The sequence below is a fragment of the Leptothoe sp. ISB3NOV94-8A genome (genome assembly GCF_043421595.1).
Lineage (GTDB): Bacteria > Cyanobacteriota > Cyanobacteriia > Phormidesmidales > Phormidesmidaceae > Leptothoe > Leptothoe turfae.
In genome coordinates this window covers 843299-856954 of sequence record NZ_JAXSQW010000001.1, presented here as the reverse complement: position 1 = coordinate 856954, position 13656 = coordinate 843299, and the positions used below count along the sequence as shown (strand labels likewise).

22 protein-coding genes are annotated in these 13656 nt (G+C 49.5%); 21 read left to right on the top strand and 1 reads right to left on the bottom strand.

Annotation, left to right across the window (positions count from 1 at the left end):
* Positions 1–54: 54 nt before the first annotated feature.
* From SPB21_RS03595 to SPB21_RS03510, 18 genes are read left to right on the top strand one after another with little or no spacing between them, the layout of a single operon-like run.
* Positions 55–516, top strand: a complete 462-nt coding sequence (locus SPB21_RS03595; RefSeq protein WP_499865514.1) for a hypothetical protein — start codon at positions 55–57, stop codon at positions 514–516.
* Positions 513–887, top strand: a complete 375-nt coding sequence (locus tag SPB21_RS03590; protein WP_499865513.1) for a RusA family crossover junction endodeoxyribonuclease — start codon at positions 513–515, stop codon at positions 885–887. Before SPB21_RS03595 ends, SPB21_RS03590 begins: the two co-directional genes overlap by 4 nt.
* Complete coding sequence (locus SPB21_RS03585) at positions 884–1024, top strand: hypothetical protein (protein ID WP_499865511.1); 141 nt, start codon at positions 884–886, stop codon at positions 1022–1024. The genes SPB21_RS03590 and SPB21_RS03585 overlap by 4 nt, the downstream gene beginning before the upstream one ends.
* Positions 1024–1338 carry a hypothetical protein gene (locus SPB21_RS03580; protein ID WP_499865510.1) on the top strand — a complete coding sequence of 105 codons (315 nt, stop codon included), beginning with the start codon at positions 1024–1026 and terminating at the stop codon, positions 1336–1338. The genes SPB21_RS03585 and SPB21_RS03580 overlap by 1 nt, the downstream gene beginning before the upstream one ends.
* A 60-nt stretch (positions 1339–1398) precedes the next feature.
* Positions 1399–1626, top strand: a complete 228-nt coding sequence (locus tag SPB21_RS03575) for a hypothetical protein (RefSeq protein WP_499865509.1) — start codon at positions 1399–1401, stop codon at positions 1624–1626.
* 1 nt (position 1627) lies between these two features.
* Positions 1628–2722: a phage replisome organizer N-terminal domain-containing protein gene (locus SPB21_RS03570; protein ID WP_499865508.1), complete on the top strand. Its 1095-nt coding sequence runs from the start codon at positions 1628–1630 to the stop codon at positions 2720–2722.
* On the top strand, positions 2719–4293 hold the full coding sequence (locus SPB21_RS03565) for a replicative DNA helicase (RefSeq protein WP_499865506.1): 1575 nt from the start codon (positions 2719–2721) through the stop codon (positions 4291–4293). Before SPB21_RS03570 ends, SPB21_RS03565 begins: the two co-directional genes overlap by 4 nt.
* Positions 4284–4655: a hypothetical protein gene (locus SPB21_RS03560; protein ID WP_499865504.1), complete on the top strand. Its 372-nt coding sequence runs from the start codon at positions 4284–4286 to the stop codon at positions 4653–4655. The genes SPB21_RS03565 and SPB21_RS03560 overlap by 10 nt, the downstream gene beginning before the upstream one ends.
* Positions 4652–4888 (top strand): hypothetical protein, encoded by a 237-nt coding sequence (locus tag SPB21_RS03555; protein WP_499865502.1) that lies wholly within the window; start codon positions 4652–4654, stop codon positions 4886–4888. The genes SPB21_RS03560 and SPB21_RS03555 overlap by 4 nt, the downstream gene beginning before the upstream one ends.
* 4 nt (positions 4889–4892) lie before the next feature.
* Positions 4893–5342, top strand: a complete 450-nt coding sequence (locus tag SPB21_RS03550) for a hypothetical protein (protein ID WP_499865501.1) — start codon at positions 4893–4895, stop codon at positions 5340–5342.
* Complete coding sequence (locus tag SPB21_RS03545; RefSeq protein ID WP_499865499.1) at positions 5343–5960, top strand: GIY-YIG nuclease family protein; 618 nt, start codon at positions 5343–5345, stop codon at positions 5958–5960.
* Between the two features lie 59 nt (positions 5961–6019).
* Positions 6020–6535, top strand: coding sequence for a DUF488 family protein, N3 subclade (locus SPB21_RS03540; protein WP_499865498.1), 516 nt, complete (start codon positions 6020–6022; stop codon positions 6533–6535).
* Positions 6532–6747: a hypothetical protein gene (locus SPB21_RS03535; RefSeq protein ID WP_499865497.1), complete on the top strand. Its 216-nt coding sequence runs from the start codon at positions 6532–6534 to the stop codon at positions 6745–6747. The genes SPB21_RS03540 and SPB21_RS03535 overlap by 4 nt, the downstream gene beginning before the upstream one ends.
* A gap of 54 nt (positions 6748–6801) precedes the next feature.
* Positions 6802–7353, top strand: coding sequence for a hypothetical protein (locus SPB21_RS03530; RefSeq protein WP_499865495.1), 552 nt, complete (start codon positions 6802–6804; stop codon positions 7351–7353).
* Positions 7346–7831: a hypothetical protein gene (locus SPB21_RS03525; RefSeq protein ID WP_499865493.1), complete on the top strand. Its 486-nt coding sequence runs from the start codon at positions 7346–7348 to the stop codon at positions 7829–7831. Before SPB21_RS03530 ends, SPB21_RS03525 begins: the two co-directional genes overlap by 8 nt.
* Positions 7828–8475 (top strand): MazG nucleotide pyrophosphohydrolase domain-containing protein, encoded by a 648-nt coding sequence (locus SPB21_RS03520; protein ID WP_499865492.1) that lies wholly within the window; start codon positions 7828–7830, stop codon positions 8473–8475. The genes SPB21_RS03525 and SPB21_RS03520 overlap by 4 nt, the downstream gene beginning before the upstream one ends.
* A complete protein-coding gene (locus tag SPB21_RS03515; RefSeq protein WP_499865490.1) occupies positions 8475–9551 on the top strand; it encodes a DNA adenine methylase in 1077 nt (358 codons plus the stop codon). The genes SPB21_RS03520 and SPB21_RS03515 overlap by 1 nt, the downstream gene beginning before the upstream one ends.
* On the top strand, positions 9551–9781 hold the full coding sequence (locus SPB21_RS03510) for a hypothetical protein (protein ID WP_499865489.1): 231 nt from the start codon (positions 9551–9553) through the stop codon (positions 9779–9781). The genes SPB21_RS03515 and SPB21_RS03510 overlap by 1 nt, the downstream gene beginning before the upstream one ends.
* Positions 9782–9841: 60 nt before the next feature.
* On the opposite strand, the gene SPB21_RS03505 is transcribed toward SPB21_RS03510, so the two are convergent.
* Positions 9842–11284 carry a recombinase family protein gene (locus SPB21_RS03505; RefSeq protein WP_499865487.1) on the bottom strand — a complete coding sequence of 481 codons (1443 nt, stop codon included), beginning with the start codon at positions 11282–11284 and terminating at the stop codon, positions 9842–9844.
* 315 nt (positions 11285–11599) lie between these two features.
* Between SPB21_RS03505 and SPB21_RS03500 the strand changes: the two genes are divergently transcribed.
* From SPB21_RS03500 to SPB21_RS03490, 3 genes are all read left to right on the top strand, one after another.
* Entirely contained in the window at positions 11600–11767 is a 168-nt protein-coding gene (locus SPB21_RS03500; protein WP_163670752.1) for a hypothetical protein, read from the top strand.
* Between the two features lie 38 nt (positions 11768–11805).
* A complete protein-coding gene (locus SPB21_RS03495) occupies positions 11806–12111 on the top strand; it encodes a hypothetical protein (protein WP_163670754.1) in 306 nt (101 codons plus the stop codon).
* Positions 12112–12517: 406 nt separating this feature from the next.
* The gene (locus tag SPB21_RS03490; RefSeq protein ID WP_163670756.1) at positions 12518–13567 is read left to right on the top strand and encodes a fatty acid desaturase; all 1050 of its coding nucleotides are present in this window, start codon (positions 12518–12520) and stop codon (positions 13565–13567) included.
* Positions 13568–13656 lie beyond the last annotated feature (89 nt).

Sequence of the window (13656 nt, the reverse complement as noted above, 5' to 3'; positions counted from 1 at the left end):
ACCCCAAGGTGCGGGCTTCCCTACTGCGGGGTTTGGGGATGAGGGGGTGTGACCATGCCTGATAAGGAATTGTTGATTAAAGAACTCTCTACTCTATTGAGAGAGAAGCTCAGCCCCTTAAGTTGGATGCCTGGTCCCATAAGCCCAATGCATGGAAATCTCCCCTTGGAGATGGCCTATGTGAGGGTTGAGCCCTGGGTTCTAGGTTTCGACGGGATAAGTGAGCGTGGGGCGTGGCAGTTGGCCTCTGAGCTGGCCTTGGGATATTCTCGGGTGCCTGTGCTCGCGTACAAGTCTCCTCTAGAAGACAGTTCTGAGTGCTGGCGCTTTCGGGTGCCTCTATATATGGCTGGGCCAGACTTTGAAGGCCATCCCGAGGCTTGGCACGACTTTAGCCGTACTATCGCGCTCTTTGCTGATGAATTCTCTGGCCTGCTTCTGGATTATCAGGAGCTACGGAGCATCAGGGCTGATTCGGCTGAGATGGTGAAAAGTGTGTTGGGGGTGGATCTATGACCGTCTACACCTTTAACCTGGATGGCCCCATCGTCCCCAAGGCCAGGGCTCGTACTACAGCCAATGGCACCTACCACCCACACCGGTACAACAATTGGAAGAAGAGCGCGATCGCGTCAATCTCCAATCAGTACCAGGGACAGCCCTTAGAGTACGCAGAAATCACGATCAGCCTCAGCGGCAAACACAACCGCCAAGGTGATGCGGATAACGTGGCAGGCTCTGTCCTGGATGCTCTGGTTCAGGCCAAGGTCTTGATCGACGACAACATGAAACGGGTGCCCAGTCTGGCCATCTGCCTGGACTGGCAGAAGAAGGCTGAGCCTAAGGCTGTGGTTGTGTTGAGTACGTCGAAGGAGGTGGCGGCATGAAGCTACTTACTTTTGTCGCAGGTGTTGGGGTCGTCGCACTTATCTGCGATCGCCTGCCTATCCCCACCCTGTGGGCCATGGCCGTTTCGCTGGCCCTAGGGTTTGTCCTTGGGTTGCTAATCGAGAGGTTTTTGTAATGCACACTCACCCACCCACCGAATGCGATCGCGAGTTGATCTTTGCCGACAAAGGCAAGGGTAAGCCTATCAGTATCACCCCTGAGGATATCAACAACTCTGTTTCGTGGTACGAGCAGCACTGGGCTCAAGTTTCCGAAGCCTTGCCTGTGGCCATTGAGGGCGTTACTTACACCCAGAGATGGCAACATAGATTTGATTACCAGACGTTGCCTCAGTGGCGTGCAGGACAGCTGAAAGGCTTGGCCAAGGCCTATGTCTATCTGGCGTTGCGGAAGTTGTGGCGGGGGCTTAGAGAAAGGGCTAGCCCGTAGCCGCAGAAGCGTTATTCCGTGCATCTACTTTCATTGTTGTTTAGTAAGTAATTCCTGGAAATGAGACGAACAGAACAGACCGTGCCCCTGGAGGTGCGGGGGGATTGTGCGGCTGAAATTGGGCCGACAGCTATTCATAGGGCCGTTGATAAGATTTACCAATCCTTTGGCGAGAGCGATCCGATAAGTGCTCTCGTTCGGCAAGATGCCTATCAGCTTTACGAGACTCGCTTGGGGCTTGAGCCTGGAATCATGGGGCGAGCTTATAAAGCTCTGAAGGAGGTGTGAGATGAAGTGGTTTAGGTTTTACCACGAATTCATGGACGATCCCAAAATCGCCATGATGTCAGACTCCGATCAACTGCTCTGGGTAAAAGCATTGTGCCTTGCTAGCGATAATGAAAAGCGGCGCGGTTACATTGATCTGACAGATGAGGAGATTTGCTGGAAGCTTCGTATTAGCGTAGAAAGCTGGAAGCATGCCATTGATAAGTTCAGGTCTAAAGGAATGCTTGAGCATGTTGAGGGTGGCTACAAAATTCTCAACTGGGATAAGCGTCAATTTTCATCAGATTCTAGTGCAGATCGGGTTGCAAAACACCGCGAAAAACAGGCTGAAAAAGCAGCCAAAAAAGCCGCGAAAAAGTTACAGAAACAATCAGCTAAAGTTACTGAAACAGAACAGTCACAGCCATGTAACGTTACAGTAACGCCCCCAGATACAGATACAGATACAGATACAGATACAGATACAGATACAGAACAAGAGAAAGAGATCAACGCAGGCCACAATTCTGCGTTACCTAGCGGCAACACGACCGAACAGGAGAGCGAACCAAAAAAAACGGAGCCTGAAAATGACCCCTACCCCCACATCGACAATGCAGCTTTTGAGGCTTTCTGGAAGTGGTACAAGAAGCACGTTTGCTCGATTAGTGGCTCAAATCCTGGCAGCAAAATTGCAGCCGCTAGAGAGTGGCTGCTTCTGGAGTACTCAGACTTTAACGGCATCGGCTGGACAGAATTCAAGAAAGCCTGCGGGCTTTACCTGAAGGTCGCAACAGACGCACAAGGGGTCGGTGTTCAGCATGCGCTCAGGTTTCTTTCTGGCGGGTCTGCTGGGGTTCCTCAATGGCTAGAGCTGTACCAGGAAGCCAAACAGCCACAGCAGCCGGAAGAGTCCGACTTTGTCCCGCCAGAGGCTCAGGAGATGACAAACCCATGGTTAACCCGAGAGATTATCTCGGACGAAGAAGCCCAGCGGATCATGGCTATCAACCAGTGGCATCGCTCAGACGAGGAAGCTGAGGCTCTATCGGTCTACGGCAGAGTCAAGTGGGAGCGAGAGAACGCAGCAAGACAGGCTGAAGGGGTGGCAGCATGACTAGCGCTCTCCCGCCATTCAACATCCTTGACCATGTTGACAAGCTAAAGCCAGCAGAAGGCCGTGACAAAAAAGGTTACTATCACTGCCCAGTTTGCGGTGACGACAACTTCACGATTAGCAAAACTGGGGCTTACCAATGCTGGGGGCAGCAGTGCAAAGAGCGGGATATTCGTCAGGCGATCGCGCCGCTAGGAGACCTACCCAAGCTTGAGCCCATTAAGCTACAGCACGCCAAAGCTACCAAAGTTGACAAAGAGATTGCGCTTAATACAGCAGAGGTTCAGGCTAAAGCCGAAGAGCTGGCACTGCTGGTGGCAGAGAAAGTTTACAGCCCAGAGCAAGCCGCGATTTCAATGGCGGAGTGGTGCAGGGCTAACCATAAGGATGGATTCTCAGCCAGCAAATTACTCCAAGGTATCCTCAAGCAACTAACCCCTAGCGGTGATTGCCTAGAAGGTGTTCAGGAGGATGCCGAAGCCCTGAAAGAGTTGGTCTTTGCCTACGCTAGCGAAAAGCGATTTACTGAGCGATTTGTCATCCGTGAACGACTACTGAGGAAGTTCAAGGTCAAGGATGACCAGCTAGAAGGACTGCTTGAAGAGTTAATCCCAGATTCTGGTTTAGATGTCGTCAGGGGTGCTGAAGCTACTTCGGATGGCATGACCTACATTCAGCGGCTAAGCATGTTGCGGAATGGAGAGATCCCGCCAGGTGTTGGCACAGGATTGGCAAATCTTGATCGGTTGCTGGGGGGGCTAGGGAAAAAGACCCTTACTTTTATCGGGGGTAAAACTTCTCAAGGAAAAACGACATTGGCTCAGGGCATTACTCGGCATGTCGCTAAATCTACACGGCAGCCAGTCGTGGTCTTCAATCTCGAAATGACAACTAACCAGTGGAAAGACCGATGGGTGGCTAGTGAGCTGGGTATTGACTGCGCTCGAATTAAATCGGGCCGATGCAGCGAGAAGGAGTTTGACTTAATCCTCGACTGTATGGCGCACTTTGAAGAATTACCTATTTTCTTGTCTGAGTGCAGTGGTGTTACCCCCAGGTTTGTTTCCCGAACTTGCGCATCTGTTAAGGCTCAAACTCAGTCAGATATTGCCTTAGTGGTAGTTGATTACATCAATTTGATGACCTTCCCTGGCGAAAAAAACCGGGTTCAAGAGGTTTCAAAAATTGCTAGAGCGTTGCAAAACATTGCTAAGGAAATTGACGCTCCTTTTTTGGTATTAACGCAGCTTAATAGAGGTTCGGCAAACAGAGCAGACAAAGAGCCAATTTTGGAGGACATCAGAGAATCTGGCGAGATTGAACAGGTGGCTGATGCGATCTTGTTTGTCCATCGCCCTAATAAGGGGAAACCAGAAAATGGCCCTGACAATATTGGCAAAATCATCTGCGCCAAAAATCGCCATGGACCGTGCGGTGTTTTCGATACGTTTTTCGAGGGAGCATACCAAAGATTTACAGGGTTTGAGCCAGAGGATAAGCACCGCACGTATCCATCGGATAAAGCGTCTACAACAGCAGAGGTTGAGGAGAGTATTTACGAATGGAATTAACAAAAGGCACCCCCATCCTCAACTATCGCCTTGGCGTAATCGATCGCATCGCCAAGCTTGGTACCAACAAAACCACGGGCGAAGTCGAAAAAATCAAGACTGTATCCGGCGAAGTATGGAATGTTGCCGACCTCACCCCTCAAGGCGACATTATCGGACCACTCGACAGGACCGCGCTAGATACGTGCCTGCTGATTGTCCGCGAGTGTTGCCTGAGTGATGTCCAGGGGGCTCAGCAGTCCGCCCAAGACCTTGAGCTACTAGGATGCCTCACTCAAGAACAAAAACAGCAGGTGTGGGGGCAACTGACGGGGGACGAGAAACAGCAATTGCGAAAGCTGAAGGAGAGTATCGCAAGATGATGAATTTACAGTACTGGGACGTAATCCGCGAAGGAAGCAACGTTTGGGTCACCTATGAGGTTTGCCCTGGCTATGTTTACGACCCTTTAGTCAGCTGCTTGGTGGGTAACCCCAAAGAGTTAGACGGGCTTTGCTTTTCAGTAGCTAGCAAGACTTGGGGCAATCAAGCAATGGCGGATGAACTTAGAGCGATTGTCGAGTCGTTGAAGCAAGAGAAATTAGAAAGGATTTAGTGTTATGCCACAAGACTTAGTTCAACCCCCAGGATGCGCTGGATGGCACCCTGATGAAGTACGGCCCACCGTTGAGGAAGCCAGTAACCCGCTCTTCGACCTAAGTGATGGCGACAATGTTCGCAAATTAGCTAGAGCGATCGCGTCAAGCAACACGATGGAGCATGCGGGTTTCTTGAGTGGAGAGCTTAGCTACGCCTACCAACATCAGTCTTATGACTGCATTTCAATTGCTCAGTCAATTTCTGGACTTGATCCTGTCGCAATAAAAGAAGTTATTGACCTTCTGAAACCTCTAAATACGGATGTTTCAGATTTGCTTGTTGCTGCTCTAGAAGAGGCTTTTGAAGCAGGACAGGATGAATATCAGGCACATCTCAAATACGAATCGGACCCTGAGTACAGAAAAAAGATGGATGAAATGCACAAACAGCTATTCGGAGGCAAAAAGTAAATGGAGTGCAACTTATGCCAAAAACAGATTGAATCGGAGTTTTTTCGGTGGGGCGTTGGCCAATATCAGCAGGATTTGTTTTGCGATCAGCTTAACCCCGAAACTCATCTCGATATTTGCCCTAAGTGCAATCAGCGGTTCCCCGTTGGCGCACTTGGCCCTGAGTGGCACTGGCAGGCTCTGGATGCCACCCAAACACCAAAGCCGCCGCCTTTGGGTAAGTCAGGCGAGGTTTACCTAATCGCTGATGGCAGAGCCGTAAAGATTGGCAACAGCCGCAGTGTCAATAAGAGACTCAAAGAGCTGCAGACGGGAAATAGTCACCCTTTGAAGGTCTTGGCGACCCAGAAATCTGATGATTGCGAAAGACTAGAGGGCTATTTGCATGGAATGTTTGCAGAGCAGCATTGTCTTGGTGAGTGGTACGAGCTGGATGACGGTCATATAGCGACAGCGACATCTGTCCTAGAGAGAAATGCAGTCAGTCAGCCTGATGCGCTTGCGGGATTGGATTATCTACGCCGTTTGGCGAGCGTCTATTTTCAGGGGCTTGGGGTTGGTTCGAGCGTCGTTATCCCCTGGGAAGTTGTTTCTAATCGTTGTGAGGTGACGCTATGAGCATATTGCCGCCTAACCCCACCCCCGAACCAGACGTGACATAGCGAGGACGATGAGTGATGAAAACAAGTAATTTTGCCAACAACGCACACCACAACCTGCAAGGCATCTCGATCAGCCGATACCCAGCCACCAGGCAAGGATTCACCGGGCCTGAATTTCCGCCGTTGTTCCCAGATGCAGGACTACTGAAGGATTACAAAGAGGGGCGTATCGACTGGGACGGCTACGTGGCTCGTTATGAGCAACAGCTAAGCCTTTTGAAAGCAGATGAGACATATGCCTACCTGTGCCAGATCTCCGCTGAGATTGGCGCAGATGAGCCCGTGTTGCTCTGTTTCGAGAGTGCCAAAACGCTAGACAAACAGCCCTGCCATCGGCGGTTAGTTGCGGCGTGGTTTGAGCGGGAGATTGGGGTGGAAGTGCCTGAGTGGGATAAGTCGATGATCGTTCACGACACTGGCGAGGATATGTCCCCAGAGGAGCGACAGGGGTGGGGTCTACCAAGGACATTTCCTACGGGTCGCGTGGAGAGAGAAAACGATTTTAGAGAATTACTGAGGACTAACCAATGAAAATAATTTTCTATCAATGCGAGTCACAGGCGGCTCGCCAGCAAGCAAAATCCCTGGGGCTGACTTACCTGGGCCGACAGCGGTTGAACGTAATGCACATCGATGATGGACCGCTAAATACTGCCAAAGCGATGGAGGTTCTTGGCGCGATTCGAGATGAGTCTGATTACTTTCGAGGGTGGGTGCAAGTGAGTTTAGAGAAGAAGGGATGAGTTCTGATTACACCGACCACTAGAACCCCAACTAAAGTTTCTGAAAGGAGAATTATGAAACCATCCATCAAATCGATAAAAATCAATGGCGATGATTATCCGACCATTGTTGGCGACATTTTCGATAATGGTGCCGACTTCAAAGATGGCAAATGCGAGGGCACTAAGAAGGCCAGCGAAGAGCTTAAAAATGCCATGAATGCTTTGATGTCATTGGTCCATGAGGTAAACGACCTGGGGGATAAATGGCTAGACATGTTAGGTACGTTTGCCCGGGTGTCGGGTGTAATTTTTAAGCCTGAAGGCATTGTTATCACAGCCCAGCTACAGCACGATTACGCCGATGGGGTGAAGGTCGCGATCTCCAATACTCCATACATCAAATACGACGAGTTAACCCAGCAGGAGGACTCTGCTCTAGGTGCGCTCAAGAAAGAAGTTCAGCGCTATCTGGATGCGCTACCTGTGCAGGGGGCTATTCCTGGGCTAAAAGAAGCCTCATCTGAAACTAAGGAAATTATTCACACGCCAGAGCGTGAGGCCAAGTATGGCAAAGCTCACAATGATGCGGTTGAAGCAGTGATGGGGGTGATTGAAAATGCCTGATAACACCACCACACCACAACCTACACTCACTGTACGACGCCTACGTGAAGCTCTGGATCGGTGGGCAATTGAGCAGCCGAACGTGATCCGTTTCGACAATGATGAAGACGCCCCCGGATGGGAGGCTCAGATCTGGTCTCCCCGATGCGACATCCAGTCACCAGACCGCTCTGGCTACCACTGGGAGTTTATTGCATCCCAGCTTCAGAATGGCGGGGCGATTACGTTCGATGTCAAAGATTGGATGCTGTTGCTTGCACTGGCAATTCAGCATCAATACATTCCCTGGCTACAGTTGGCAGCCACCACGCAATGCACCGGGGCAAAAGCGGCGCGGATGGTGTTGGCGGGGATGAATGAGGACTCGGAAGAAACTCCACTAATGAGTCTAAATCAGATTTTGGCAATAGGACGGACGCAGATAGATGTGGCCGCCAGAGTTGAGGAAAAGAATTTAGGAGAGGACCCCAAGTCATGAACAGCAACGAATATCAAAACCTAGCAGCCCGAACACTGATCGATGGCCCTGAGCAGCCGCTAAGCGTTGATGAGGTCGTCATGTTGGCTACTGCATTAGCTCTTCATGCTCGACTGGGGGCATTCACCGAAAAGCTTAAAAAGAATGTATTGCACCGGCATCAGCAATATGATGTTGCAGATTTTTTGGATGATATTGGGGATTTAGAGGTTGACTTAACAGCCATTTGCGAAGACAAAGCTTCAGCGCCTTCATATTTGTCTGATCGAGACACTATGACACTTTGGAACGCCATTGGCCTGCTTGGTGAGTCTTCAGAAGTCGCTCAGCTGCTTTTGAATTACGGGCTAGAGCCGGGTCGTGAACTCGAAATTTATCCTGATGCCCGCAAAGAATGGACAAAAGAACTAGGTGATGTGGCTTGGTATCACGCTGCTATTGCTACAAAGCTTGGACTACAGCTGAGCGACATTCAGGAAGCCAATATCGATAAGCTCAAAAAACGCTTCCCTAAAGGCTTTACGAGTGCCGACAGTGTAGCAAGAGTAGACACCAGCGAACCCTCCAAAGACCTAGCCCAGATCTTGGGGCAGGCACAGCAGGATTTGGGCGGCCAAATTGAGATTGAGGGGGTGGAGGCGTGATGGAACAAGTTTTAATCCCCCGATACCCAGGGGCAAAATCAAATCGTAAAAAATATCCTGTTTGGGATGGGCACACATATGACCAAGCGGTTGTTCCGTTTGCTGGCAGTGGTCGTTGGTCTATCCCAGCGTTACAGCAGGGGCATGTGAAAACTCTGACTGTCGCTGATGCTGATCCAGCAGTGCGGGCGGTGTGGGAGCAATTTACTTACAACACTGATAACGCTTGGCTGGAGGAATGCATTGACTCCTGGGTAAGTGAATTTAAAACCATCTGGCATAAATGTAATGCCGAAGTCTTAGCAGGTAGACTGTTTTATCGGCTCTGCTTCATTCATGACAACCCAACAGCTGGCCATGACTCTGATGGGCAATCGTTTGATAGCTATGATTACGCAGCGTCTAAAATATTGCTTCATAAGCTGTGTTTCGGCGGCAATGTACGAAGCAACAGTCAGGGAAAATTAAACATTTCTCTCCGCTCAGACTGGAAGCAATCTTTAGAGAATTGGGGCTATCAACTGCCCTGGTGCCCGCCTGGACGCAGCGTGATTATCCATAAAGATTGGTCAGAGTGTTTTCAGCAGTCACTCACCGGCAAAACGATAGCCTTTATTGATCCGCCATACTACGCCCCAGGTAATGGCCCACGGATCAAGGGTGGAATGTCAAAGGCCTACGCCATCCACGGCGGCAATCCTAATGATGCGGCCGTACTCGAACTGTTTATGGGAGCAGTCAAAGCCGCTATTGATGCGGGCTGCGATCGCGTCGTGGCTACCAACTACTGGGGACACATGCTTGTGACTGTTGAATACGATTCTTATGGTCAGTCCAGTGTTTATCCTGAGCGATGGGTTGAGTATGAAGAGACGACTGACTTTATGCGGTCAATGGGGTTTGAGTGGTTTCACGATTTAGGCCCACTGCAAACTATGAACAACCGAGAATTTCATATTTCCAAAGCTGGTACCACAGAGCAGCGCACAGTTCGCCATGAAGGTTGGTGGGAGATGGGCGGAGTGAGGCAGCACGGACGAGTTGACCAGTTGAGTTTGTTGGAGGTGGCCGCGTAATGAGCCCCATCGAGAAGCAAAACATAGAAAATTTTAGGGCCCGGCTCGAAGCCTGGTGGGAAGCTCTCCCATGGCATGCGCGCCTGAGACCCCTACTGGTCAGGGCTTGGCGCTTCGTGGTGTGGTGGTTTGTGGGGGATGAATCAGAAGAAGAGCAGGGTGTGGATGGACATGTGGAGCATCTGGAGCGGTGTTGGGAGTTGGCAGCAGCTAGGAGGGTGGAGCGGTGACCTCAGCAAAAGAGATATTTCAAAGGCGAGCTAAAGAATTTTATGCAAAAAAATACGGGGCTATCGATAAAACTCCACCTCCACTCTCCGTGAAAGTGGCAAAGACTTTGCCTTTACAACAGCCCGCTTGACCAGGGTGTCAAGAATTACCCGTAATTCATGCGGTTCTAGTTCTTCCCAAAATTCAGGGTCTGCCGCTACTATTTCATACATTTCGACATCTTCTCTAGTAACAGTTTCTTCAGCGTCCTGTCTAAGTTGAGACAACTGACTCTGTTTGATCCGTATCACTTCACTCAGTAGCGGGTCTTCCATTGACTGAAGTTTTTCGATTTCATTTCCCAGTTTGATTATTTTGGGATCTTCCTCTGTATTTGGTTCGGAAAGTTCCTGTGCGACGCTTATAGCGTGATCGCACACCTGTCTAATTACTTCTTTATAAAAGTCAGCTTCTTTGATTGAGTTTTTATACTCACATGTTCTTTTGATAGCTGAGTCTAGATTCCCTCGGCAGACCAAGTAAGAGTACCGTCGCCCTTTGGTGATTACGCTGCTCCCGTTATGCTTGCCCCCGCATAGCCCGCAAATTATTTTCCCTGCCAGTGGCCTGCGCTGATGCTGTACGTCGTTGACCGGGTTAGGGACTGACGATATGTGTTCAATGGTGGCCTTAACTGCTCGCCACCGGTCAGGGTCCATGAGCGCTTCATGCTCGCCTTCCCGCACTAATTCATTAGGAAGCCCTGGAAAATCAACCAGATAGCCGCGCAATGTTGGGCACTTGATCCACCGCTTCAGTCCATTGGCACTGGCAGGAAAGTTTTTAGCTACTCCTTTCCTATCAGGGTGATGCTCACCATATCGTTTTGCCATCTCCCGGCAAGTTGCCCGGTAGCCTCCGAGCTCAATTAGAGTATCGATCACCTCAATGGCTACTTCCCTGTAAGTTTTGCCATTGCCTCCAGGGAACAAATCCTCGTTGACAATCAATTTTTGCCCTTCATCTTTGGTGTACCCAAACCGAGGATTGACAATACGGTTTTGACTGCGCCGAAATGCATGTCCCTTAGTGCTGTGCTCCCTGGCTTGGTCGCGTTGGTACTGCGCGAAGGTGGCGTCTAAGTTTGCCTGAAGGTTGCCAGCAGCACTAACCAAATCGCGAGGGGATAGACCCTTATCGAGTTCGATTAGCTCGCATCCATTTAATAGGATGGCATCTCTAATCCGAGCCCAAACCCCAATGTCACGATGGAGCCTAGAGTGATACGGAATTACAAAGAAACGTTTATCGGGCTCCTTTAATCGAGCGAGCGCTTTTTGTAGGTCTTCCCGCTCGTATTTGCCCCCAGATTCCGCATCAAAATATATATCGACTGGATTAATCCCTACGGATTCTAGCCGCTCAAGGTATCGCTCGGGACCATGACCCTCCTCTTCTTGGCGCTGGGTGGAAACCCGGTAATATCCGATAGCTTGGCCTGGATTAAATTCGTTCGTCGTCACTCAACCTTGCTCAGCTCACCACAAAGCAAGGTAGCATCAAGTTAGTGCATTGCGAACTTACCGCAGGCTGCGATCGCAACTAAACCACCGATCAATACAGAACCCAAATATTGTCTGGCTAACACCATCGCTTTTGCTTTACGTGAAAGTACTCATCCTATCAAGTAAGCCATGGCCCATTCTCCGCAATACACAGGAATGTTCACTTATAAAATCGCACCTGGACGTATCCTTAACCCTACGGATGCATTTGTGATTTTGAGAGCCCTATCATCAAAAAGTCTTAAAGGATTTTAAAGAAAATCTCTAAATTTTATGGATAACAACCTCACCCATGCTCTGCAACAGATGATTTTTTCCTATGGTTGGCGGGCAGTTCTCGCAGAGTTAGCTCAGCTCTCCATTGACCAAGGTCAGCATACTAATGCTGATTTGTTGTTGCAGGTCTCCTATGATGGTCCTAAACATCCATTGGTGCGTTAAATCCGCCATCGGTAAGTTGTGCTGACCTAATGTTAACCATGTTAAAAAAGTTATGTTTGGCAGGAGAATTACTGGGCCTAGTATTGTTATTCAACTTGTTGCTAGTTCCAGCTATCCAGGCAGCACCCTTATGCCGAACGGTGGATAATCACCAGGTTTGTGTTCTAAAAATCACCCGGAGTGCTAAATATTACTGGGAGTACCGAGCTGTGGTGCAGGTAGACGATACCCGTCGTCCCATGGGTCGGTATAACTGCCATACCCATGAATATATCCGCCGTGATGGTCAGCCCGTAGCCGATGATATTGCGACCCAAGTCATCTGTGCTTTTTTCAAGTCCTAGGGGTTTGACTGTGGTCACCTGATGCAATCACCCCCTAAGTTAGGGATGACCAAGATAGGCATTACTTACTACATATTTATTGATTTGTGGCATACCGAATTAAACAATGAGGCATTTATATTCAATGCTCAAAGGAACTCCATTGACACCTTTCAATTCATCTGAGAACGCAACCACGCCATAGTAGAATCAAAACAATTTGTTAAGCAGCTCTAACAAATATTAAGCAGAGCTGCCCTCCCCGTTGCAGGGGGGTTGGTCCGGCGCATGGCAGCCGTTTCCGGTTGTAGTGTGCTTTTTAGTGGCGTTGTAAATGGCTGCTGAGGACTGCTAACCAAAAACGTCCCAGCACCACCTGGGCGGTAGTTTGCAACGACGATTGTCAATTCAGAGCGTGGAAAATTTTATGACCGCAACACTTGATAGGTTATCAACCGATCGGCTTTCTGATGGGCCGTTGGCTAATGTAACGCTGAGAGATGTGATCAACACCATACCGAAGGAGTGCTTTAAGAAAAATTCTCGCAAGGCATGGCAACAGGTGGGTCTAAGCGTTGTAATGACGATTTTAGGGTATATTGCGATCGCCCTATCACCTTGGTTTTTGCTCCCTTTTGCCTGGTTCTTTGCAGGTACAGCTCTAACGGGTTGGTTTGTCATCGGGCATGACTGCGGTCATCGGTCCTTTGCCAAACGTCGTTGGGTTAATGACATCGTTGGTTACATCTCCTTTGCTCCCCTAATCTATCCCTTCCACCCCTGGCGACTACTCCACGACCATCACCATCGCCATACCAATAAGCAAGATGTCGATAACGCTTGGCATCCCTGGACTATCGATACCTATACATCAGAGAGCAAGTTCATGCAGACGGCTTACTGGCTAATGCGCGGACGTCTTTGGTGGCTGGCTTCCATTATTCACTGGGCCGGCATTCACTTTAATCTAAATAACTTTGCTGAGCGGGATAAGCGTAAGGCTCAAGTATCCATTGCGGTCGTTGTTATATTTGCAGCTATTGTTTTCCCCACAATGATTGCCACCTTAGGTGTTTGGGGTTGGGTCAAGTTCTGGTTGATGCCCTGGATAGGCTATCACTTCTGGATGAGCACCTTTACGCTGGTACACCATACAGCGCCTGATATCCAGTTTTATCCTGAGGAAACCTGGAATGAAGTGGAATCTCAATTGGCCGGTACGGTTCACTGCGACTACCCTAAATGGATCGAATTGTTATGCCACGATATCAGCGTCCATGTGCCCCACCATATTTCTACAGGTATCCCAGCCTATAACCTGCGTATGGCTCACCAAAGCTTGAAGGATGCTTGGGGAGACCGGGTGCATATTCGTGAGGAAAAGTTCACCTGGAAATTTATGCGCAGCATCATTGACCATTGCCATCTCTATCACGCTGAAAAGGCCTATGTACCGTTCAAAGCCGTTCGTCGGTAATAGCCCAAGCTATTAAGTTCCAAGCGTCGATAGCCTTAAATAAGGCCCTGGAATATGCCGGGGCCTTTTTGCTGAACGGGCATCGACCA